Source organism: Mesorhizobium sp. M0166, from assembly GCF_040322255.1.
Lineage (GTDB): Bacteria > Pseudomonadota > Alphaproteobacteria > Rhizobiales > Rhizobiaceae > Mesorhizobium.
Map to the genome: position 1 here is coordinate 1 of NZ_JAMYTD010000002.1, position 21,208 is coordinate 21,208.

A 21,208-nucleotide genomic window follows, 5' to 3' on the forward strand; every position below is an offset into this window, starting at 1 on the left:
GCGTCGCCGCCGTCACCATCAAGCAGCTCGTCCAGGCTCGCGACGGCAACACCGATCAGCGGCTCAGCGATGCTTTCGATCCCGATGACCGACCCATCCTCGAAGCCGTCTCAGCCAAGCTCGAAGGCAAGACCGAACGACAACGCAATCCTCACCCCAAAGGCTCTCTAGCCTTCGCGGCCTGGGCCATCGCCCGCCTCGGCGGCTGGACAGGCTACTACGGCAAGCCAGGCCCCAAGGTCATGCGCATCGGCCTCGCCGAATTCCACGCCATCAAGTACGGAACCAAACTCAATCTGCAAAATGTGTGAATCCGATAGCTCACGAAGTGGGGGAGAGGTGGCGCGGCGAAGCCGCGACGGAGAGGGGGCCTTCGCCTGCAAGGAAGAAAAGCCCCTCTCCGGCCGCTTCGCGGGCGCGGGACCCAAGTCTGGAACTACCTCACCTTGGCCCCTGGCTGGCTGATCGGCTCCCGTACCGTTCCATACTGGCTGCCCCAGCGGTCGGTCATCGTCCAGCGTATGTCCCAGAGTTCCGGGAAGAAGCGGCGGCGGGCGCCGGCCTCCAGCAATTCGACCGGCCGGCCCTTCAGCGATTTCGCGCCGAGCCCGATCGTGCGGTGGATGAGATAGAGGTGGTTGGCACGGAATTTCTGGAACAGCTCGTCGAACTCGATCAGCGCTTCGGCAACGACATAGCTGTCGCCGTGATCGTAGCCGGTATCGTAGACATCCTCGACCGAGAGGCCGCGGCCGTCGAGGTATGACGCCTTGAAGGCCCGCCACAGATCGGGCGGCAGTCGCAGCAGCTGCTTGAAGCCCGGTGATTCCTGGCCGCTGCCATTGCCCAGCTGCAGCCGGATCTGCTGGTACTCCTTGGGCGACATGGTTTCGAGCAGGTCGAGCTGCGCCGTCATCAGTCGCATCAGCCGATGCACGCGCCCCATCAAAGTGACGATGCGATGCGTGTCCTGCCTTTCCAGGAAATCGACGACATCGACCAGCGTGTAGGCGATGAGCTTCATCCACAGCTCCTCGACCTGGTGCACGATCTGGAACTGCAGCTCGTCGGCATTGACCATCTCGGCCAGCGGCTTCTGGCAGGCGAGCAGCCTGTCGCATTTGAGGTAGACGCCATAATCGCGCATCTCAGCCGTTTCGATGCGGGCATAATAGTCCTGCTTGTCCATGGCCATGCTCCTTGCCCCGGCCCGTCCGGGCGCGGGCGCTGTTGGGTCCCGGTTCCCTTGAGTCTAACGGCTTTCTTGCCGAACATTGTCCCTTTCTGTTATTCGATTGACGCAAAATGAAGGACAAACACTGCTTCTGAAGCGGATGGGAAGAACGAATGATGCTGGATGCGGTCGACCGGAAGATCGTCGCGGCGCTCGAACGCGAGGCCCGCATCTCCTTTGCCGCGCTCGCCGACGAGGTCGGCCTGAGCAAGACGCCGTGCTGGAAGCGGGTCAAGGCCCTTGAGGACGCCGGCGTCATCCGCGGCTACTCGACCTTGATCGACCCGGCAAAGCTCGGCTTCGGCATCGAGGCCTTCATCCAGGTGTCGATCGATTTCGAGCTGTCGGACGCCTTCGAGGCGGCGGTCAAAAAGCATCCGCTGATCCGCCGCTGTCACGCCACGACAGGCGAGGCCGACTATCTCCTGCAGATCGTCACCGTCGACATGATGGCGCTCGACAGGATGCTGCGCGAAGAGCTCAGCCGGCTGCCCGGCGTGCGGCGCACGATCACCTCGATGGCGATGCGCGAGATCAAGGGCGGCATCTCGTTCGCCAATGCCGTCGGGCATACGCAGACCAAGCGATAGACCGGTCAGGCCCTGGTCATCAATTCGCGTCCCAGCCGCTTCGGTCGCTCGGCGCGCAGAACCACATTTGTCGTCACCGTGCCGTAGTGGCCGATGCTGTCGACGATGCTTTCAAGATCGGGCGGTGACGGGACCACGACCTTGACCAGAAAACAGTCCTCGCCGGTCACCCGCAGCACCTCGACCACCTCCGGCAATTGGGCGAACTTCTTCAGGCAGGCCTGGATATGCACATGCGTGGTGCGCAGGCGGATCACCGCCATGGTGCCGAGCCCGAGCGCTGCCGAATTGATCACCGCCTTGTAGCCGGTGATGACGCCGCGCTCCTCCAGCCGCTTCACCCGTTCCGAGGTAGCGGGCTGGGACAGGCCGACGCGGCGGCCAAGCTCGGAGATGCCGATGCGGCCGTCCTCCTGCATGATCTCGATGATCGCCAGATCGGTGGGATCGAGCCTTGGCCGATAATCGCTGCTTCGCATGATCGCCTTTAATCCATCGGATTTCTTCGCTGCTTTCCGATGACCTCTCATTCCGCCGCCCGGGGGAAGACCTAGAATTGCACGCGCTGCATCAGGAAAGAAGGGCTTCGCATGACCGACTTCATCATTGTGCCGGGCATCGGCGGATCGGGCAAAGCCCACTGGCAGACGCATTGGCAGCAGGCAGGCCCGGCGATGCGTCGGTTCAACCCGGCGAGTTGGGACGCGCCGGATTTCGACGACTGGGTGGCTGCGCTGGACACCACTGTGGGCCAGGCAAGGACACCGCCAGTGCTTGTCGCCCATAGCCTCGGCTGTCTGCTGGTCGTCCACTGGCAGCGTTTCTCCCCCCGCGAGATCAGCGGCGCGTTGCTGGTCGCGGTTCCGGACCCGGCGTCGCCGGCCTTCCCCTCCTCCGCCCTAGCCTTCGCCGACGCGCCGCAACAACGGCTTCGCTTTCCATCGCTGATTGTCGCCAGCACCAACGATCCCTACGGCTCGCTGGACTATGTCAGGGCGGAATCCGAGCGCTGGGGCAGCGATCTCCATATCGCCGGGCCGCTTGGCCACATCAATGGCGACAGCGGTCTCGGCGACTGGCCGGCGGGAATGGAGCTGCTGACAGCTTTTCTCAGGCAAACGCAAGCAATCGCCCGAGGCGCCGTGCTTCAGCCGTAACCGCACCAGGAACGGCTATCGCGCCGCCGCGCTGACCTGGTTTGCGCCGCGGCGCCGCGCCTCAGTTCGATGCTGCGGCGGGCGTGCTGAGTTCGAGGAACGGCACTGTCGAACCTGGGATCATCGACTTCGGCAACTCCCCGTCCCACTTCTCGGCTTTGGTCAGTTCGACCAGCAGCGGATTGTTGGCAAGTGCCGCGGCGCGGGCCTTGATGGCTTCCGCGGTCGCCTCGCCTTCGACCCTGGTCTTGTAGGCGCTGGCCTCGGCTTCGGCCTTGACGCTGTCGGCGCGGCCCTTGGCCTGGGTGACGGCGATGTCGGCCTTGATCTTTTCCTGCTGCAGGTTCTGTTCCTGCTTCTGCACCTCGACCTGCGCCGTCATCCTGGCTTCGACCGCCTGCTCGTAGGCGTCGGAGAAGTCGATGTTCTCGACCTGCACGCTGTCGATCATCACCGGGCCGTCGGTTACCGCCGCGATGGCCTCGGCGACATCCTTGTTGAACTTCGCCCGGTTCTGGATCACCGACACCGCGTCGTACTGGCCGAACACCGTCTTGATCTCCTGCGGTGCTTTCCTGGCAATGACACGGTCGGCCAGTGCCTCGATCGATCCATAATTGGTGTAGACGTTGCTGACTTCGGCGGCCGGCACGTGGAAGTTGACGGTGACGCGCATGTCGGCCGGCTGCTGGTCGCGCGAATAGGCCTGCATGGCCGGCAGGCCGCTGCAATCGTTCTGGTTCTCGCAGCCCCATTTGAGCACCTGCTGGCGCAGGCTGATCTTCTCGACGCGCTGCAGCCACGGCAGCTTGAAATGCAGTCCGGGATCGACGACCGAACTCAGCGCCCCGTTGGTCAAGAGCACGCCGCGGTCGCCCTGGTCGATCGTGTACCAGGATCCAAACAACGCAAAGACGCCGAGCGCCACGATGACGAGTGCGATCAGGCCGGAACCGATCGACCCCGATGCCGTCCCCGGCTTGCCCTGCGGACGGCCTGAATTGCCTTGCGTTTCGGTCATTGCCCCACCCCAACCTGATTGCCCGTGCTGCTTTTGCCCACAATAGTGGCGGCATTGCAATCCTCTGGACATGGCAGGGCCTTCGCGCCAGCCGACCGGACCGGCGGGGTGGTTCAGACTGGCTAGCGGATTTCCCCTGCAGCCGCGGCAGCGGGCTGGTACGCGTTGCCTGGCGTCTCCTTCTGCCGTTCGGCATCGCTTTTGCGCTTCGGGCAATCCTCGTAGTCGTGGTCGCGCCCGCCGCAGTAGGAGCAGCATTTTGCCGGCGCGTTGGAGCGAAGCATCGTTGGCATGCACAAGAATGCACGAAACCCGACAGATTGCGAAGGCTTGCGCACCGGCAACGTCGATTTCGCCACGGAACCGCTGCCGCCGCATGAAAGTTATCTGCTCATTGCAACCGGAGCACAGGACATGGCCGACGACCCGAACCGCTACGAGACCGGAGCGAGGAAATATCCGGCAAAGACGAGCCCCGACGCGGCCGACGAATTCTCGCAGGATGCGGCCGGCAACAAGCCACCGCCCGGCGGCATGGGATTGACCAGGCCGGCTGACGATTTCGACGACAAGACCCGGCATTCGGAGGGCCAGAACCCGCCCCGCGCAGCGATCCGGCCAGGCGGCAAGGCCACCGCCAAGAAGCCCGGCAAGGACGCAAGACGATGAACGTCGCCAATCTCCAGCTCGAAGGACTGATGATGGCGATCGCGGCCGTCAACAACGCGCTGGTCCACAAGGGCCTGCTGTCGGTCGACGAGGTCGATATCGCGTTGCGCCGGGCCGAGGCGGCGATGACCAGCGACGAGCGTCTCTATGAAGACATGTCGCCATCCAACCGCGACGCCGTCTGCTTTCCGCTCAGGCTGCTGCAGGCGGCCAACAATGCCCAGGGTGAAACCGGCGTACCGTCCTTTGCCGAACTGGCCAGGATGGTCGGCCGGACCAAGGAGCCCTATAACGACCAGATGTGATGGAGGACGCCATGGCCGACGACAAATCCAAGACCAAGCAGGATCGCAAACTGGTCTCCAGCGAAGAGCCTTACGAGGTCGCTGCTTTTGCCCGCAAATACGGCATACCGCAAAGCGAGGCCGCAACCATCATCAAGCGTTACGGCCCCTCGAGGAGGAAGCTCGACGCCCATATGGCTAGCCGCAACGCCTGATCCAAATTTTGGCGGCGGCCTCCGTTCACGCCAGAAGCGTCCCTGCCCCTGCCGCCTTGTCGAGCGTATCGGCACCATCGGCCCGGTGCGGGCCGCTGCTCGCGCGTCGCGGCTGCGGGATTCAACGCCTGGTTTTGACAGCCGCGGAATACTCTCGCGGCGCAACAACTCATTTACCTCGACACTGTACCAGTCCGGTGAGCAAAGCCGGGGGTCGGATGCAGGAACAACTATTGCGCTACGAATGTGTCATGGAGCCGAACGGCCGATGGATGGTGTGGGACATCGTTCATGATCTGCCGGCGCAATTTTCGGAAATCGCGCTGATCGGCCTGAGTCGTCGTGAAGCGGTTTCGCTCTGCCGGCTGCTCAACGAGACGAGCCGTTCCGAGATGCGGCAGAGCCGGGCCTCCTGAGAAGCGCTTGCGTCTCAGGCCTGCCCAAGCTCGGGGGATTTACATGCGATCGACAATATTCGGTCTGGTCCTGCTGCTGCCGGCCGCCGCCCTGGCGGAGCCGATCGAGACCCAGAAGATCATCACGGCGGCGACCGGCGACTGGAACGGCGACGGCGCCGCCGATCTGGCAATGATCGTCGAGACCGAGCCCGGCCATGCCATGGACCTGCATTTGTTCCTCAGGGACCGCGACGGCGATTTTCTCAGACCTGCCGGGGTCGTGCATGAACAGATTTACGGTGAATGGAAGAACTACGACCGGCCGGGCCCCGCCACATCCGACACCGAGCCCGAACTCACCGTGCTCCCCAACGGCTCGATCAAGCTCTATATCCCGGCGATGGAGATCGGCAGCGAGCGGACCAACAAGACGCTGACGCTCGCCTGGCGCAACGGCACGTTCGTCGTCGCCGGTTTCGCCTACGAATATTGGGATTACATGGACGACAATGTTGCCGGCGACTGCGACTACAATGTGCTGACCGGCAAGGGCAAAAGCAGCAAGAAACTGGCGGACGGCACCACCGGGCAAGCGACTGTATCGGTCGAAGGCAAGGTCATCCCATTTGCGGAATGGACCCCGGGCACTGGCTTCAGCGCTTGCGGAGAGTGAGAGCTTTCGGTTGCCTCACTGCAGCGGCGGCTTCCACAGCAGGCTGTTGCGATCGGCGGACTTGACGCGCAGCCAGGTTTCGCGGCCGTCGCGCAGCACCCGGAGCGGGATCTCGGCGCCCGCCGGGCCGCTCTTCCAAAGCTTGCGATAAAAATCGGCAAGCCCGTCGACCGCCGTGTCGCGGACATCCGAGATGACGTCGCCTTGGCGAAGGCCCGCCTGGGCGGCCGGACCGCCCTCGGCGACGCTCATCACCACGACCTTGCCGTCGCTCTCGGCCGAGAAGGCGCCGAGCCAGGGCCGCGGCGGCCTGGCAACCTGCCCGCGCGTCAGCAGATCGTCGAGGATGGGCGGCAGCAGATCGATCGGCACAACCATGTTGATGTCGGCGACCTCACCGTTGCGGCTCATCTGCAGGCGCAGCGAACCGATGCCGAGCAGCCTGCCATCCGCGCCGATCAGGCCGGCGCCGCCCCATGAGGGGTGAGCCGGCGCCGTGAAGATCGCCTCGTCGAGCAGATATTCCCAATAGCCGGCGAATTCCTGCTTGGTGACGATCCGCGCCCGCACGGAACGGCCGACGCCGTCGGCGAGCACGACGGGATCGCCGATCTTCGCCCTGGACGCATCGCCGAGCGCAATGGCGGGCAGCCCGAGCGGCGCCAGCGCCTGCACCAGGCCGAAGCCCGATTCCTGGTCGTAGGCGAGCGCATGGGCGGGAACCACGCGCCCGTCCTGGTCGGCCAGCCAGACCTCTTCGGCCTCGGTAATAAGATAGCCGATGGTGAGTACCAGCCCGTCGCCGCGGATGACCACGCCGCTGCCCTCGCGGCGGGTGCCAAGTGTGTTTGCCGTGAAGGCGTCCTCCGGCACGGTGGCGCGGACGGCCACGATGGATCGCAAAAGGGGTTCGATATTCATGCTTTGGTTCCTGGCAATGTTCGCAGGCTGATATGGGCTATAGGTATGGCGCAGGTGATCAGGCGCAAGAGGTGGCGCCGGCTTTGGCGTGGACCGGCGCCGCGCCGTTCGCGCCGGGGTTTTGCAACAGCGCCGGCAGCCCTATCTGTACCTACGGCTATCCCAAGCTGCCCTATGCAAAGTTCCTCCGCCCTTACCCAAGTTGATATCTGATGTCCTCCCCAATCCTCCCAACCCAACCCTTCCAAAGGCCTCCCGAATGAACGACTACGCAACGGACCAATACACCCCGCCAAAAGTCTGGACCTGGAACAAGCCAAATGGCGGCGCCTTCGCCAGCATCAACCGGCCGATTGCCGGCCCGACGCATGACAAGCAACTGCCGGTCGGCAAGCATCCGCTGCAGCTTTATTCGCTGGCGACACCGAACGGCGTCAAGGTGACGATCATGCTGGAGGAACTTCTGGCGCTCGGCCACAGCGGCGCCGAATACGACGCCTGGCTTATCAGGATCAACGACGGCGACCAGTTCGGCAGCGGCTTCGTCGAGGTCAACCCCAACTCGAAGATCCCGGCCATGATGGACCGCAGTGGGAAAAAGCCGGTCCGCATCTTCGAATCCGGCTCGATCCTGCTCTACCTCGCCGAAAAATTCGGCGAATTCCTGCCGACGGAGCAGCCGGCTCGCGCCGAGACCCTGTCATGGCTGTTCTGGCAGATGGGCTCGGCGCCCTATCTGGGTGGCGGCTTCGGCCATTTCTACGCCTATGCGCCGACGAAGATCGAATATGCTATCGACCGCTTCGCCATGGAAACCAAGCGGCAGATGGACGTGCTCGACCGGCGCCTCGCCGAAAGCGAGTATTTAGGCGGCAGCGACTACACGATTGCCGACATTGCGGTGTGGCCCTGGTATGGCGGGCTGGCCAAGGGCCGCATGTATGATGATTCCGGCGAGTTCCTGCAGGTGGAGCAGTACAAGAACGTGCAGCGCTGGGCCGACGCCATCGACGCGCGGCCGGCGGTCAAGCGCGGCCGCATGGTCAACCGCACCTTCGGCGAGCCTTCGATGCAGCTGCACGAGCGCCATGACGCCAGCGATTTCGAGACCAAGACGCAAGACAAGCTCGCGGCGGCCAAAAGCTAAGCGGACGACGCGCCGATCTCCCGCCTTGTAGGGGAGATCGGCAGCTTCGGTCGACTGCTCAAGCCCGTCTCCACCGCCGCCATCCACAGCCGGTCGATGCTGGCCAGGAATTTCTCGTCGAGTTTGTCGAGGTGCTTCCAGTACATGCCGTCCTCGAAGAAATAGCCGAGTTCCTTCTCGATCCTCTCGGCCTCCTCCGCCTGATCGAGCCGCAGGCCGGCAAGCATCTCGGCCTTCATTTCCGAAAGCTGCGAGGAAGAAAGCGCGCCGAGTTCGTCGAGCGTCAGCCGCGGGAAGATCAGCCGGCTGCGCGGCAGGTCGGATAGGTTGACGCACAGGCAGCCGCGCCTGAGCGCATGGATGAGCAGGCGAGCCGACTTCGCCTCGAGGTTGCGCAGGGTGACGTCGTTGCGAAGCGGATCGGCGCGGCCGACGCCGTAAAAATGCGTGTTGCCGGGCTGGTCGTAGATCATGTCGCAGCCAAGGAATGCCAGCACGTCCGGCTTCTGGCTGTGGATCGTCCAGTGGGCCGCCGTCATCGACATGGTGCCGCCGGCATAGACGAAGCCGCGAAAGCTGTTTTGCGCCGGCACGTAATGTGAGGCGCTGAAGATCTGCGCCTGCTGCAGGGGATCGCCTTGCGGCATCCGCTCCGCCGGGAAATCGCCGGCATGGACGAGGAAATCCCAGTCGGGGCGCACGCGCCAGGCGTTGTTGATGGCGACGATCTTGCCGAAGGCCTGCTTGGGCCAGGCCGCGCAGCGCACCACATCCGGGGCGCTGCCGATCAGCAAGATCACGTTTGGCGTTCCGTCGATCACCACAACCCTCTCGACCGGCCGAAATGCGTCTCGATGCCGCCAGGTTGAACAGCTTTATAGCCTCAGCGCCGCACCGAAACACCGGCCGGATTTAGGCTGACATCAACAAAAGGGAGCTTTGCCAGCCGGTTATAAAATGTGGCCTTAGGCACCGTCGTACAAGCAGCAGGCAGGTTTTCCCGCTAGCCCAAAAACGACGACATCAGTTGGGCGATATATATTAGTTGACTAAACTAGCGGAACGTCCAATGCACATTCCCAGAACCGAACATGTCCTGTCTAGACCATGATATCTATATGGGACATTACTATATAAGCTGAACGCGACCTCGACGGTTCGGCGGCTGAGCGTCCCCCTACTCCCCAGCAACCTCGCTATACACCCTCGCAACCCCATCAAGCCCACGGATTCGCCACGTCTCCCCGTCTCGCGCCTCGAGATGCGACGGGCCGAGCGGCACTTTCCCTCCGCCGTCCGGCAGGTCCAGCACGTAGACGGGATTGCAGATACCCGACAGGCGCGCACGCAAGGCGCTGACCAGCGCCTGGCCCTCGGCGATCGTGGTGCGCCGGTGCGCCATTCCGCGCACGAGATCGCCGTGGTGCAAGTAATAGGGTTTGACGCCAAGGCGATACATCAGCTCGCGGCACAGCTCTTCCAGCACCTCGACCGTATCGTTCACGCCTTTCAGCAGAACGCTCTGGTTCAGCAGCACGAAGCCGCCCTGCCGCAACGTGCGGCAGGCCCGCTCGGTCGCCTCCGTGATTTCGCGCGGATGGTTGAAATGAGTGACGACCGTGACCATCAGCCGGCCCTGCAAGGCTTGAACCAGCCCGCCGGTGACGCGCGACGGCAGCGCGACCGGCACGCGGGTGTGAATGCGCAACAGCCGCACATGCGGAACCGCCTCGACGCGGGCGCGGATTTCCGCCAGCGCCTTATCCGGCAAGGACAGCGGGTCGCCGCCGGTCAGGATCACCTCGCGGATTTCCGGATGGGCCGCGATATAGGCGAAGGCCGGCTCCAGCGCCTCGCGCGAAAAGCCGCGGCCGATCGACGTCAGTTGCTCCTTGCGGAAGCAGAACCGGCAATAGACCGCGCATTGATAGGTCGGGAACAACAGAACCCGGTCGGCATGTCGATGCGTCAATCGCGGCACCGGACTGAAGGCGTGGTCGGCGATCGGATCGTCGAGCTCGCCCTCCTGCTCTGCCAGTTCGTCGGGCGACGGGATGACCTGAAGCCGTATCGGGTCGGCGGGGTCGTTCCAGTCGATCAGGTCGAGATAGGCTTTGGGAATGCGAACCTTGTGGCGCGTGGCCGCGGCTTCGGCCGCCGCCCGCTCGGCCGGCGACAGCGGCAGAGAATCCAGATCGCCTATATGCCGCACGCCCTCGCGAACATCGTCCTGCCATGCGGCATCCGCCTCGCGTGCGCGCTCGTCATCGGCTGCCATGCCGGCCGCATCGACCGCCATGCCGGCGTCGGGGATGTCGGGATGTGAGGTCATCGCAGGCTCCTTGAATTTCGGGCCGGGGTACAGCATTGGAGCCAGGACTTGAAGGCAATAACGGATGCTTGGCCGGGTTGGAGGGCGCGGCAGGAAGCCACAACCGGCCACTGATCAGAACAATCACCTACATTGCTGACGCAAAACATTAGCTTGCTCTTATATTAGCTTGAGCGTATACACATAAACGGCCGGTGATCTACCCCCCAACCGGTTAGGCTCGGCGCCAGTTCCCTCCCTACCCCTCAGGTCAACGACGCCGGGCCGCTCGGGGTCCGCCCGGTCGCCCGCGGTCGAGACCGGATCGTCGACCTCTTCGATGTCGATCATTCCCCCCTCCTCAACCAGTACCCAAAACACCAGCTGACCCCATCGGCAATGCCCGCGTCTCTCGGCCTTCCCGTCGCCGGGCGTGGTCGCTAATCTCGGATCGCGAAAAAGCTGGAGAAGAGGGTATGGCGAACGACTTGTCGCCAAGGCTTTTGGCCATCGTCGATGCGCTGCCCTTGCGGCAGGGCATGCGAGTGCTGGAGATCGGCTGCGGACCAGGTGCTGCAGCGCGCGAGATCGCGCGCCGGATCGGCGGCGGGCACGTGCTGGCGATCGACCGCTCGGCCAAGGCCATCGCGCAGGCCGGGGCCGCCTCACGCGCCGAGATTGCGGCAGGCCGGCTGAGCCTTCGCCAGGTAGCCATCGAGGATTTCGAGTTGGAGGCGGACGAGAAGCACTTCGACATTGCCGTTGCGGTGCGCGTCGGCGCGCTGGACGGGCGTCATCCCGAAGCAGGAAAAATCGCCCTGCAACGGCTCAAGGCGGCGTTGACCGCGCAAGGCCGGCTGTTCATCGACGGCGGCGATCCGCTGCGCGAAATTGCGATACATGGCTGAGCAGCTCATGCTTGGCCTCCGGAATCGAGCGTCTATGTGACCGAGCGGCAGAGCCGGCCTCAGCTCCGCAACCCCGGCGCCTCCTGCCCGGTGCGCTCGACATATTCGGTATAGCCGCCGCCATAGGTGTGGATGCCCTCGGGCGTCAGTTCCAGCACCCGGTTCGACAGCGCCGCCAGGAAATGGCGGTCATGCGAGACGAACAGCATGGTTCCCTCGTACTGCGACAGTGCCGTGATCAGCATCTCCTTGGTGGCGATGTCGAGGTGGTTGGTCGGCTCGTCCAGCACCAGCAAATTGGGCGGATCGAACAGCATCAGCGCCATCACCAGACGCGCCTTCTCGCCGCCCGACAGCACGCGGCATTTCTTCTCGATCTCGTCGCCGGAAAAGCCAAAGCAGCCGGCCAGCGCCCTGAGCGGCGCCTGGCCGGCCTGCGGAAATGCGTCTTCCAGTGTCTGGAACACGGTGCGCTCGCCTTCCAGCACTTCCATGGCGTGCTGGGCGAAATAGCCCATCTTGACGCTCGGCCCGCGCGCCACCGTACCATTATCCGGCTCGGACGCGCCGGCCACCAGCTTCAGCAGCGTCGACTTGCCGGCGCCGTTGACGCCCATGATGCACCAGCGCTCGCGGCGGCGCACCTGAAAATCCAATCCCTCGTAGATCGAGCGGCTGCCATAGCCCTTGTGCACGTTCTTCAGCGTCACCACGTCCTCGCCGCAGCGCGGCGCCGGCTGGAAATCGAACGACACCTTCTGGCGCCGCTTGGGCGGCTCGACACGGTCGATCTTGTCCAGCTTCTTCACCCGGCTCTGCACCTGGGCGGCATGTGACGCCCGCGCCTTGAAGCGCTCGATGAAGGCGATCTCCTTGGCCAGCATCGCCTGCTGGCGCTCGAACTGCGCCTGCTGCTGCCGGTCGGCAATCGCCCGCTGCTGCTGGTAGAATTCGTAGTTGCCGGAGTAGGCAGTCAGCGAGCCGCCGTCGATCTCGACCACCTTGTTGACGATGCGGTTCATGAACTCGCGGTCGTGCGAGGTCATCAGCAGCGCGCCGTCATAGTTCTTCAGGAACTGCTCCAGCCAGATCAGGCTTTCCAGGTCGAGATGGTTGCTCGGTTCGTCGAGCAGCATGGCGTCGGGCCGCATCAAAAGGATCCTGGCGAGCGCCACGCGCATTTTCCAGCCGCCGGACAGCTTGCCGACGTCGCCGTCCATCATCTCCTGGCTGAAGCCTAACCCGTCCAGCACCTCGCGCGCACGCCCATCCAGCGCGTAGCCGTCGAGCTCCTCGAAGCGGTGCTGCGCCTCGCCGTAGCGGGCGATGATCTCGTCCATCTCACCGGCGCGATCGGGGTCGCCCATGGCGTGCTCGAGCTCGCGCATCTCGGCCGCCACTTCGCTCACCGGCCCGGCGCCGTCCATCACTTCGGCAACGGCGCTGCGGCCGGACATGTCGCCGACATCCTGGCTGAAATAGCCGATGGTGACGCCGCGATCGACCGAGACCTGGCCCTCGTCAGGCTGCTCCTCGCCGTTGATCATGCGAAACAGCGTCGTCTTGCCGGCGCCGTTAGGCCCGACCAGCCCGACCTTCTCGCCCTTCTGCAAGGTGGCGGAGGCTTCGATGAAGACGATCTGGCGGCCGTTCTGTTTGCTGATGCTTTCGAGACGAATCATGGTTTTCCGAGAAAGGCCAAAGGAGAGGTCCCGCGCCAATACGCGATAGGCCGCGCCGGCGGAAGCCCGCAAGTGGTGAGGCGCCCCGCGCCAAATTGTCTGAACCCGCCAGTTTCTTCCCGGCTGGATCAGGCTTTGACGGCACGGTGATGAGCCGGCGGATCAGCCGCCGATCAGCACCTTCGTCGTCGCCAGTTTGACCCCGGCGGCGGCAAATGCCGCATTGTGCCGGGCGATGATCTCCGCGGCGGTCTCGCTGGTGGTGTCGAGCGTGCTGTGGGCGTCGGAAACCACGGTGACGCCCAGACCCGCCGCAAAGGCGCCCTTCACCGTGGCCGCCACGCAAAAATCGGTCTGCGCGCCGATCAGAACGACCTCGCTGGCGCCCTGCCCGACCACCCATTCTGCAAGCGCGGCATTGCTGAACGCGTCGCCGACACGCTTGGCGAAAATCGGCTCGTCCTCGGCCTGGCCGAGCGCCGGCCACACCGGCCAGCCCGGCTCACCCGGCTCCAGAGGATCGCCCTGCGGGCCGTCGTGCCTGATGAAGGCGATCTTGCGCCCGCTGCGCCGTGCCCATTCGATCAGCGCGCGGGTGCGGGCAACCATGCCGTCGGCATCATGGATCGGCGGTTCGGCGACACCGTCGAACATGCCGGTCTGAAGATCGATCACGATGAGCGGCGCAGTGGCCGCGGGGCTGGTCCCTGACATGGTTTTTTATAGCACGAGGGCGGAACTGATCAAGGATCAGGGCCGCGATGACGCGCAGGGCAACGGCAGGTGGCTGGAGTTGGAGATATGTGACAGTTCGAAATTCTGGCTATCGGCCGTGACCGGATTGCATTCGTGGCAACCTCCTGCGAAGAAATTACCATGACACATGCAGCCGTAGCTTTCCTTGCGATCGTGACTTCGGTGTTGGTTGCGATCCTACCCGCACAATCACAAGAGTGGACTCCCTCGGAGGACGCGGTTCGAGATGCAACGGAAACGGTTGGTCGCTACTTCCTTTCGCTCGATAACCAAGAGTATGGGCGGGCATACGAAATGATGACTGATACCGCGAAAGCTTTGATCCCATCGAACGCCTTCTTGGAGCAAAGTAAAGATTTTCATTCTCAGGCCGGCGCTGTGCGCGAGCGCCGGCTACTCAAATTCACGTGGTTGAAGGACCCAGCGAACGCTGCCTTTCCCGGCGTTTATGCCGCAGTCGACATAGCGGCGAAGTTTGAAAACATCGATCGTTACTGCGGCTATGTTGTCCTCTATCAGCGGCCGTCAGTTGGAAATTTTCGAGTCATGCGGATCGAAAGCAACTTCATCGACAACGCCACTGCGAAAAGCATTGAAAAGACCCAATCGAAAGTCGAATTGGATCGAGCATGGGCCGAGTTGTCGGCTAACTGTCCGAATTTTCCATCGTGAAGTGAGGCGGTCCGTTTTTGTACGTTCCGCGACCACGGCTTTACGGCTTCCCTCGATCAGCGCAACGATATCGGTGATCTCCTACAGTTTGCCGGCCTTTGGACGCGAACGCAGCGAGAGCGCAGCCTTTGTCCTCGCCCAATCCCGCCCGTCACGGCATATCTCGTCCGATCGCCCTTCGCAAAGTAGCCGGCGGCCCGGTGCACGATCACGCCCGGCCCGATGTCCCATCCTCGCCAAAAATCCCGGTCACCCAGTCGATGAACACGCGTACCCGTGGCGCGAGCTGGCGGTTCTGTGGATAGAGCGCCGACAGCGGTGTCGGCGACGGCGGGTAATCCGGCAGCACTTCGACAAGCGTGCCGCGTGCGAAATCCCCGGCAAAGCGGTAATGCGGCGCCTGCACCAGGCCGAAGCCGAGACGCGCCAGCTCCGCCATCGTGTCGGAGCCGTTGACCGTCACCCGGCTGGGCAGGCTGACATAGCGCAACGCGCCGCCGACGGTGAATTCGAGCGGCATGACCTCGCCGGTCCGCGACGAGCGGAAGCCGACCATCAGATGGCCTTCGAGATCGTCGGGGGTTGCCGGCATACCGTGCTTTTCGAGATAGGCGGGGCTGGCACAGGTGACTTCGCGCAATGTTGCCACCCGCCGCACAATCATGCCGCTGTCGGCCTGTTCGCCGGAACGCAGCACGCAGTCGATGCCCTCGCGCACCAGGTCGACCAGCCGGTCGCCGTCGCCGATATGCAGGTCGATCCCGGGGTAGCGGTCGAGGAATTCGGAGAGCCGCGGCAGGATGAAATGACGAGCCATGAAGCCGTGCACGTCGATCCTCAAAAGGCCCTGCGGTTGCGCCGATTGAAAGCCGGCCTCGGCATCCTCGACATCGGCAAGGATGGCAAGGCAGCGCTGGTAATAGGCCTGGCCGTCCAATGTCGGCCTGACATGACGCGTGGTGCGTTCGAGCAGCCTCACCCCCAGCCGCGCCTCGAGGTCCTTGATCGCTTCGGTGGCGGTCGATCGCGACATCGACAGATCGGCGGCCGCCGCGGTGAAGCTGCCGCGCTCGATCACACGGGCAAGCAGGCGCATCCGGTCGAGACTGTCCATCGCCATTGTTCGCCATATCCGAATGGTGTTGGCAAGTCCCGAGCGATTATCCCGCAGGATTTATCGTCTATTTTCAGCCGACAAGAATCGGAGAGCTGACATGACTACGCGGAATGGAAAGGTGGCGCTGGTAACCGGCGCCTCGAAGGGTATCGGCGCCGAAATTGCCAGGCGGCTGGCACGCGACGGCTTTTCGGTCATCGTCAACTATGCCAGAGGCGCAGAAGCCGCCGAAGGCGTGTTGCGCGAGATCGAGGCTGCAGGCGGCACGGCGATCGCCGTTCAGGCCGATGTCGGCGATCCCAGGGGCGTGGCGCATCTGTTCGACGCAGCCGAGCAGGCCTTTGGCGGCCTCGATGTGCTGGTCAACAATGCCGGCATCATGAAGCTCGCGCCGATAGCGCAGATGGACGACGCTGGTTTCGAGCAGCAGATCGCGGTGAACCTCGGTGGCGTCTTCCGCGGCATGCGCGAGGGCGCAAGAAGGCTGCGCGACGGCGGCCGCATCATCAGCTTCTCGTCCAGCGTGGTCGGGCTCTACCAGCCGACCTACGGTGTCTACGCTGCCTCCAAGGCCGGCGTCGAGGCGATGACCCATGTGCTGGCCAAGGAACTCGGGCCGCGCGGCATCACCGTCAATGTCGTGGCGCCGGGGCCGGTGGCCACCGAGCTGTTCCTCGGCGGCAAGTCCGAGGCACTGGTCGAGACCATCACCAGGATGATCCCGCTCGGGCGGCTCGGCCAGCCCGCCGATATCGCTGGCGTGGTGTCGTTCCTCTCCGGACCGGACAGCGGCTGGGTCAACGGCCAGGTGCTGCGCGCCAATGGCGGCACGGTCTGAATTTATCTCCATCAACCAACAGGAAATCGACATCATGCCGTTTGCAAATTTCAAGGTGCCTGAGCGCGCGCTGTCCGCCGGACAGAAGGAGGACCTCGTCCACAAGACCACAGCCCTGTTCGTCGAGATGTTCGGGGAAGGCGTTCGCCCCTACACGATGGTGCTGATCGAGGAGGTCGCCGATGGCGGCTACGGCCGCGCCGACGTGGTGTTCACGATTCCTGGGCGGAAGACGTGAAGCTGCCGATCTCCCCCTTGCGGGACCGTCAAGGGGGAGATTGCAACTTGCCGGTCGCGCGCTAGATCGCTGGCAGAGGCTAACGCGAGGCCAGCGATGGACGATTGGAAGCTACCTTGGGACGGTGGTTGCCTGTGCGGCGGAATACGCTTTCGCATCAGTGCGCCGCCCTTGCTGACGACGGCGTGTCACTGCACCGGCTGCCAGAAGCTGAGCGCCAGCGCGTATTCCTTGACCATGGCCGTGCCCAGCGACGGTTTCGCCATAACGCAAGGCGAGCCGGTGGTCGGCGGCCTGCACGGCCCGCACCGGCAACTCTATTGCCCGCATTGCAAGAACTGGATGTTCACGCGTCCGCATGGGCTGGACTTTTTCGTCAACGTTCGCGCGACCATGCTGGACGAACATTATTGGTATGTGCCTTTCGTCGAAGTCTTCACGTCGGAAAAGCTGCCCTGGGCTTCGACCGCCGCTACCCACAGTTTCGCTACGCAGCCCGACCTTGAGGGATACGCCCCTTTGATCGAAGCGTTCGCCCGCGAAGCGGCGCGGCCAACCTGACTGGTTGCCGCCCGGAAGGCGGCGCCAGTTTCATGCTTCACCGCAACTCCACCCAGACAGGCGCGTGGTCGCTGGCGCCGGCCTCGCCACGCACGTCGCGGTCGATGCCCGCCGCTACCAGCCGGCGCGACAGCTTCTTCGAGAGCAAGATATGGTCGAGTCGCAGGCCGGCATCGCGCGGCCAGCGATTGCGGCGGTAGTCCCAGAATGTGTAGAGCGTCTCGCTCGGGTGCTTCTTGCGCAGCGCGTCAAGCCAGCCTTGATCGAGCAGGCGCTGGAACGATGCGCGGCTTTCCGGCTGCACCAGCGCGTTGTCGTCATAGGAGCGGGTCGGGTAGATATCGCGCGGTTCGGGCACGATGTTGTAGTCGCCTGCCAGCACCACGGGCAGGCCGGTGTCGAGCAACTGCGCAGCATGCGCCTCCAGCCTTTCGTGCCAGGCCAGCTTGTACTGGAATTTCGGGCCGGGCTGCGGGTTGCCGTTCGGCGCGTAGAGGCAGGCGACGACGATGCCGTTGACCGCCGCTTCGATGTAGCGCGCCTGCTGGTCGCTATCGTCGCCGGGCAGCGCCTCGCGGGTCAGAACGGGTTCTGAGCCACGCGAAAGGATGGCGACGCCGTTCCAGGTCGGCTGCCCGACCCAAACCGCGCCGTAGCCGGCGGCCGCCAGCGCGGTGCGCGGAAACTGCGTCTGCCTGGTCTTGAGCTCCTGCAGGCAGGCGATGTCGGGTTTGGCGGCGGCCAGCCATGCGAGCAGGTTCGGCAGCCGGCTGCTGATGTTGTTGACGTTGAAGGTGGCGATCTTCATCGGCCTGCTTCAGCGCACGATGCGTTCGGTCCACGCTTTCACCGCATCGGCGAGCGTCTTCAGATGATCGGCGGTGGAGAAACCGGAGATGTTTTTGCGCGGCTTCAGATCGTGGTCGCCGTCTTCCAGCCAGAAAATCTCGATTGCGTCGGACAGAGCATAGGTCGCGACCTCGTCTTTGGTCCCGAACTCGTCGCGCGTGCCTTGGAAGATCAATGTCGGCGTTTTGAGATCGGCGAGGTGCTTTGTCCGAAGCTGCGTCGGTTTGGCCGGCGGATGGAAGGGATAGCCAAGGCAAAGCAGGCCCGAGATCTCGCCCTTCGAAAACATCTCGTCGGCGATCATCGAAGCGACGCGTCCGCCCATCGACTTGCCGCCGATGATCAGCGGACCCTTCACGCCCTTCGCCCGGAGGTCGGCGATCGCCTTGACGTATTCCGGGTTAACCGTCTCGGCGCGCGGCGGCGGCTTGCGGTGGCCATAGCGGCGGGCCGCCATATAGTGGAATTCAAAGCGCGCAACGCGGAAGCCGGCCGCGGCGAGCGCTTTTGCCGTGGCGGCCATCGAGGCAGAGTCCATCGGCGCCCCGGCGCCATGGGCGAGCAAGATGGTGATTGGGGCAGTGTCGGGGCCGTCGAAGAGGAAGGTGGTCATGGGGCGGCCCACTTATAGAGGCCGCGTTCCGTCCCACCCCCCTCTGGCCTGCCGGCCATCTCCCCCGCAAGGGGGGAGATTGGATGTCGCCATCGCTTTCGCCAATCACCAACGTTGGAAGGCGGGCGGTAAGGAGAAGCTGCCGATCTCCCCACTTGCGGGGGAGATGTCCGGCAGGACAGAGGGGGGTGTTCAAGCGCAGGCATTGGATTACCTTACCCTGCCGACATCCGCGCCAGCTGCAAATCCACGAACTGTATTCCCTTGGCCGCCATACGCGCCCATTCGGAATTGGCATCGAGCTCGAGATAGCGCACCCAGCTCCGCCGCGCCTCGGCGAGATTGCCGGCGTCGAACTCCAGCCTCGCAAGGTTGAACACCGCATCGGCGTACTTCGCATCCAGTGCGATCGCCTTCAGCAAATGGCGGCGCGTCGACGCCACCCGCCCCTCTTCGCTCATCAGCCCGGCCAGATTGAACCAGGCCTCGACGAAGCCGGGATCGAGCTTTATCGCGCGGGCATAGTCGTGCGCCGCCTCGGCCGCGTGGCCGGCGGCACGCAGGCAGTTGGCGCGGTTGAAGGCGGCGATGGCGTCGCTCGGGTCGATGGCCAGACAGCGCTGGTAGAGTGCCGCGGCCTGCTCGTGGTCTTCAGCCTCTTCCGCCGCCTCGGCATCGGCGAACAGCTCTTCCAGCGTGTCGTCATCCTGCGTTCCCAGATCGAACAGCAGCTGGCCGTCGAGTTCGCTCTGGCCTCCCTCGAGATAGATGGCATCGGCCCGCCCATGCTGCGAGCCGACGGCGAGCGACTTGGCGGTGAGCGAGGCGATCGGGCCCGAGCGGTGCACCGAGCGCGCGATCGCCGCCCATGAAGCGCCGCCGGCGACCAGCCCGGCATATTTGCGGGCGAGGATCAGGTCGCGAAAGGAATACGGTTCGGCGTCATGTTCGAAGGCATCGAACAGCGACAAAAGGTCGAGATCCGCGCCGGTCAGCCGCGACTGGTCGATCAGCGACTGCCGCGACAGCGCCGAAGCCTCTGGTGCCTTCATCAGGCCAAGCAGGCGCAGGAAGCCGTTCTCGCTGACCAGCTTGCGCCCCGCCGCGCGCTCCGCAGCAGTGCGACGCTCGATCTCGCCATCGCCGGCTTTGGCGAGCAACTTGCGGCCCAACACGACATGTGTCGTGCGCCGGGTGACGCCGCGCCGCAATTGGCCGTGCTGGCGCGCGACCTCGCGCGCCGCCAGCCGAAGCGGAAACGCCGCGAGCGCGCCGATAGTGCCGAAGATCGTGCCAGTAGGCGCCGTCACCCTTTGCTCTTACCGACGGCCTGCAGTAGATTGGCCTTGAGCGGGTTTTCCTTGGCGCCGCCCTTGGCGGACTTTGCTTTGGCTGCCGGTTTCGCCGCCTCATCGGCTTTGCTCTTGGACTTGGCCGGCGGCTTGGCCGATTGCGACAGGCTCGCCTTCAGCGCATCCATGAGATTGATGACATTGCCGCGCTCGGGCGCCGCTGCGATGATAGGCTTGTGGCCCTTGAGCTTCTCGCGGATCATCGCCATCAGCGCGATCTCGTAGCGGTCCTCGTAATTCTTCGGGTCGAAGGTGGTTTCCTTCTGCTTGATCAGCGCTTCGGCCAATTGCAGCATTTCGGGATCGGGATTTCCGGCCGGGATATTGCCGAAATATTCAGCCGTGCCACGCACTTCGTTCGGATTCCTCAAGGTGCAGACGAACATGCCGTTCTCGCGCGCGCCGATCGTCACCACGCGTTCGCGGCTGGACAGCACCAGGCGGGCGATCGCCAGTTTGCCGGATTTGCGCATCGCTTCGCGCAGCACGGCGAAGGTCTCCTCGGCCATTGCGCCGTCTGGCGCCAGATAATAGGGCGCGTCCTGATAGATGACGTCGACCGAATGCTCGTCGACAAAGGCCTCGATGTTCATCGTATGGTTGGATTCGATGCGTACCGCATCGAGATCGGAGTCCTCGATGATGATGTACTGCTTGTCCTCGTATTCGTAGCCCTTGACCAGATCCGAGCGCTCGACCAGCCCGAGTTCGGGGTCGACAGGTTTCATGTTGATGCGGTTGTGCGTCTTCTTGTGCAGCTGGTTGAAGCTGATGCGCTCGCTGGCGCTCGTCGCCGGATAGAGCCGGACCGGACAGCTGACCAGACTGAGCTTGAGGTAACCTTTCCAACTTGCTCTGGGCGCCATGAAATACTCCTACGCGGCCTTGTGCTGTCGAACTGTTTGCAGCGTTCATTCGTCCGCAGGACGAACGGGGCTGCCGAAATCCTACATTGACCCTTACAATACCGGCAAATCCCTAGCGAAATCTTCCTCCGCTGGG

The 21,208-nt window shown here is 63.8% G+C and carries 28 protein-coding genes and 1 pseudogene; 14 read left to right on the plus strand and 15 right to left on the minus strand.

What is annotated here, in order from left to right:
* Window positions 1–311: pseudogene (locus NKJ46_RS02290) on the plus strand (IS4 family transposase); the annotation flags it as partial.
* Between the two features lie 125 nt (window positions 312–436).
* Here the strand turns inward: NKJ46_RS02290 and NKJ46_RS02295 are convergent.
* Window positions 437–1,189: a tryptophan 2,3-dioxygenase family protein gene (locus NKJ46_RS02295; protein ID WP_352661373.1), complete on the minus strand. Its 753-nt coding sequence runs from the start codon at window positions 1,187–1,189 to the stop codon at window positions 437–439.
* Window positions 1,190–1,347: 158 nt separating this feature from the next.
* Here NKJ46_RS02295 and NKJ46_RS02300 point away from each other — a divergent pair, with 158 nt between their 5' ends.
* Complete coding sequence (locus NKJ46_RS02300; protein WP_352661376.1) at window positions 1,348–1,824, plus strand: Lrp/AsnC family transcriptional regulator; 477 nt, start codon at window positions 1,348–1,350, stop codon at window positions 1,822–1,824.
* 5 nt (window positions 1,825–1,829) lie between these two features.
* On the opposite strand, the gene NKJ46_RS02305 is transcribed toward NKJ46_RS02300, so the two are convergent.
* Window positions 1,830–2,303 carry an Lrp/AsnC family transcriptional regulator gene (locus tag NKJ46_RS02305; protein WP_352661379.1) on the minus strand — a complete coding sequence of 158 codons (474 nt, stop codon included), beginning with the start codon at window positions 2,301–2,303 and terminating at the stop codon, window positions 1,830–1,832.
* A 111-nt stretch (window positions 2,304–2,414) separates the two neighbouring features.
* Between NKJ46_RS02305 and NKJ46_RS02310 the strand changes: the two genes are divergently transcribed.
* Window positions 2,415–2,981, plus strand: a complete 567-nt coding sequence (locus NKJ46_RS02310; protein ID WP_352661382.1) for an RBBP9/YdeN family alpha/beta hydrolase — start codon at window positions 2,415–2,417, stop codon at window positions 2,979–2,981.
* Between the two features lie 61 nt (window positions 2,982–3,042).
* Here the strand turns inward: NKJ46_RS02310 and NKJ46_RS02315 are convergent, their stop codons facing one another.
* Both NKJ46_RS02315 and NKJ46_RS02320 read right to left on the minus strand, forming a co-directional pair.
* Window positions 3,043–4,002, minus strand: coding sequence for a prohibitin family protein (locus NKJ46_RS02315; RefSeq protein WP_352661385.1), 960 nt, complete (start codon window positions 4,000–4,002; stop codon window positions 3,043–3,045).
* A 122-nt stretch (window positions 4,003–4,124) separates the two neighbouring features.
* Entirely contained in the window at window positions 4,125–4,295 is a 171-nt protein-coding gene (locus tag NKJ46_RS02320; protein ID WP_352661387.1) for a hypothetical protein, read from the minus strand.
* Between NKJ46_RS02320 and NKJ46_RS02325 the strand changes: the two genes are divergently transcribed.
* The 5 genes from NKJ46_RS02325 (at window position 4,294) to NKJ46_RS02345 (ending at window position 6,241) form a co-directional block, all read left to right on the plus strand.
* Window positions 4,294–4,671, plus strand: coding sequence for a hypothetical protein (locus NKJ46_RS02325; protein ID WP_352661390.1), 378 nt, complete (start codon window positions 4,294–4,296; stop codon window positions 4,669–4,671). The genes NKJ46_RS02320 and NKJ46_RS02325 overlap by 2 nt on opposite strands.
* The gene (locus NKJ46_RS02330) at window positions 4,668–4,976 is read left to right on the plus strand and encodes a hypothetical protein (protein WP_352661393.1); all 309 of its coding nucleotides are present in this window, start codon (window positions 4,668–4,670) and stop codon (window positions 4,974–4,976) included. The genes NKJ46_RS02325 and NKJ46_RS02330 overlap by 4 nt, the downstream gene beginning before the upstream one ends.
* 11 nt (window positions 4,977–4,987) lie before the next feature.
* The gene (locus tag NKJ46_RS02335; RefSeq protein WP_352490958.1) at window positions 4,988–5,170 is read left to right on the plus strand and encodes a DUF3606 domain-containing protein; all 183 of its coding nucleotides are present in this window, start codon (window positions 4,988–4,990) and stop codon (window positions 5,168–5,170) included.
* A gap of 251 nt (window positions 5,171–5,421) precedes the next feature.
* Window positions 5,422–5,586 carry a hypothetical protein gene (locus tag NKJ46_RS02340; protein WP_352661396.1) on the plus strand — a complete coding sequence of 55 codons (165 nt, stop codon included), beginning with the start codon at window positions 5,422–5,424 and terminating at the stop codon, window positions 5,584–5,586.
* 43 nt (window positions 5,587–5,629) lie between these two features.
* The gene (locus NKJ46_RS02345; RefSeq protein WP_352661400.1) at window positions 5,630–6,241 is read left to right on the plus strand and encodes a hypothetical protein; all 612 of its coding nucleotides are present in this window, start codon (window positions 5,630–5,632) and stop codon (window positions 6,239–6,241) included.
* Window positions 6,242–6,256: 15 nt separating this feature from the next.
* Here the strand turns inward: NKJ46_RS02345 and NKJ46_RS02350 are convergent, their stop codons facing one another.
* A complete protein-coding gene (locus NKJ46_RS02350) occupies window positions 6,257–7,162 on the minus strand; it encodes a S1C family serine protease (RefSeq protein WP_023675699.1) in 906 nt (301 codons plus the stop codon).
* A gap of 259 nt (window positions 7,163–7,421) precedes the next feature.
* On the opposite strand from NKJ46_RS02350, the gene yghU reads away from it, so the two are divergent.
* Window positions 7,422–8,309, plus strand: a complete 888-nt coding sequence (gene yghU, locus NKJ46_RS02355) for a glutathione-dependent disulfide-bond oxidoreductase (protein WP_352661403.1) — start codon at window positions 7,422–7,424, stop codon at window positions 8,307–8,309.
* Here the strand turns inward: yghU and NKJ46_RS02360 are convergent.
* From NKJ46_RS02360 to NKJ46_RS02370, 3 genes are all read right to left on the minus strand, one after another.
* On the minus strand, window positions 8,306–9,109 hold the full coding sequence (locus NKJ46_RS02360; RefSeq protein ID WP_352661406.1) for a hypothetical protein: 804 nt from the start codon (window positions 9,107–9,109) through the stop codon (window positions 8,306–8,308). The two genes, yghU and NKJ46_RS02360, sit on opposite strands and share 4 nt — an antisense overlap.
* 377 nt (window positions 9,110–9,486) lie before the next feature.
* Window positions 9,487–10,587, minus strand: a complete 1,101-nt coding sequence (locus NKJ46_RS02365; RefSeq protein WP_352662341.1) for a KamA family radical SAM protein — start codon at window positions 10,585–10,587, stop codon at window positions 9,487–9,489.
* Between the two features lie 213 nt (window positions 10,588–10,800).
* Window positions 10,801–10,971, minus strand: a complete 171-nt coding sequence (locus NKJ46_RS02370; protein WP_023675693.1) for a hypothetical protein — start codon at window positions 10,969–10,971, stop codon at window positions 10,801–10,803.
* A gap of 125 nt (window positions 10,972–11,096) precedes the next feature.
* Here NKJ46_RS02370 and NKJ46_RS02375 point away from each other — a divergent pair, with 125 nt between their 5' ends.
* Window positions 11,097–11,528, plus strand: a complete 432-nt coding sequence (locus NKJ46_RS02375) for an SAM-dependent methyltransferase (protein ID WP_352661409.1) — start codon at window positions 11,097–11,099, stop codon at window positions 11,526–11,528.
* A gap of 59 nt (window positions 11,529–11,587) precedes the next feature.
* Here NKJ46_RS02375 and NKJ46_RS02380 read toward each other — a convergent pair whose 3' ends face one another.
* On the minus strand, window positions 11,588–13,210 hold the full coding sequence (locus NKJ46_RS02380; protein WP_352661412.1) for an ABC-F family ATP-binding cassette domain-containing protein: 1,623 nt from the start codon (window positions 13,208–13,210) through the stop codon (window positions 11,588–11,590).
* A gap of 162 nt (window positions 13,211–13,372) precedes the next feature.
* Entirely contained in the window at window positions 13,373–13,924 is a 552-nt protein-coding gene (locus NKJ46_RS02385; protein ID WP_352661415.1) for a cysteine hydrolase family protein, read from the minus strand.
* A gap of 162 nt (window positions 13,925–14,086) precedes the next feature.
* Here NKJ46_RS02385 and NKJ46_RS02390 point away from each other — a divergent pair, with 162 nt between their 5' ends.
* The gene (locus tag NKJ46_RS02390) at window positions 14,087–14,638 is read left to right on the plus strand and encodes a DUF4019 domain-containing protein (protein ID WP_352661418.1); all 552 of its coding nucleotides are present in this window, start codon (window positions 14,087–14,089) and stop codon (window positions 14,636–14,638) included.
* A gap of 208 nt (window positions 14,639–14,846) precedes the next feature.
* Here NKJ46_RS02390 and NKJ46_RS02395 read toward each other — a convergent pair whose 3' ends face one another.
* Window positions 14,847–15,752, minus strand: a complete 906-nt coding sequence (locus NKJ46_RS02395; RefSeq protein WP_352662345.1) for a LysR family transcriptional regulator — start codon at window positions 15,750–15,752, stop codon at window positions 14,847–14,849.
* A gap of 100 nt (window positions 15,753–15,852) precedes the next feature.
* On the opposite strand from NKJ46_RS02395, the gene NKJ46_RS02400 reads away from it, so the two are divergent.
* The 3 genes from NKJ46_RS02400 to NKJ46_RS02410 all read left to right on the plus strand — a co-directional run bounded on the left by NKJ46_RS02400 (window position 15,853) and on the right by NKJ46_RS02410 (window position 17,392).
* Complete coding sequence (locus tag NKJ46_RS02400; protein WP_352661420.1) at window positions 15,853–16,593, plus strand: SDR family oxidoreductase; 741 nt, start codon at window positions 15,853–15,855, stop codon at window positions 16,591–16,593.
* Between the two features lie 34 nt (window positions 16,594–16,627).
* Window positions 16,628–16,831 carry a tautomerase family protein gene (locus NKJ46_RS02405; RefSeq protein ID WP_352661422.1) on the plus strand — a complete coding sequence of 68 codons (204 nt, stop codon included), beginning with the start codon at window positions 16,628–16,630 and terminating at the stop codon, window positions 16,829–16,831.
* A gap of 96 nt (window positions 16,832–16,927) precedes the next feature.
* Window positions 16,928–17,392 (plus strand): GFA family protein, encoded by a 465-nt coding sequence (locus NKJ46_RS02410; RefSeq protein WP_352661425.1) that lies wholly within the window; start codon window positions 16,928–16,930, stop codon window positions 17,390–17,392.
* A gap of 37 nt (window positions 17,393–17,429) precedes the next feature.
* On the opposite strand, the gene NKJ46_RS02415 is transcribed toward NKJ46_RS02410, so the two are convergent.
* The 4 genes from NKJ46_RS02415 to ku form a co-directional block, all read right to left on the minus strand.
* Window positions 17,430–18,200: an exodeoxyribonuclease III gene (locus NKJ46_RS02415; protein ID WP_352661428.1), complete on the minus strand. Its 771-nt coding sequence runs from the start codon at window positions 18,198–18,200 to the stop codon at window positions 17,430–17,432.
* Window positions 18,201–18,209: 9 nt separating this feature from the next.
* On the minus strand, window positions 18,210–18,854 hold the full coding sequence (locus NKJ46_RS02420) for an alpha/beta hydrolase family protein (RefSeq protein WP_352661431.1): 645 nt from the start codon (window positions 18,852–18,854) through the stop codon (window positions 18,210–18,212).
* Between the two features lie 215 nt (window positions 18,855–19,069).
* A complete protein-coding gene (locus tag NKJ46_RS02425; RefSeq protein ID WP_352661433.1) occupies window positions 19,070–20,164 on the minus strand; it encodes a tetratricopeptide repeat protein in 1,095 nt (364 codons plus the stop codon).
* Complete coding sequence (gene ku / locus NKJ46_RS02430) at window positions 20,161–21,072, minus strand: non-homologous end joining protein Ku (protein WP_352661436.1); 912 nt, start codon at window positions 21,070–21,072, stop codon at window positions 20,161–20,163. Before ku ends, NKJ46_RS02425 begins: the two co-directional genes overlap by 4 nt.
* Window positions 21,073–21,208: the final 136 nt, after the last annotated feature.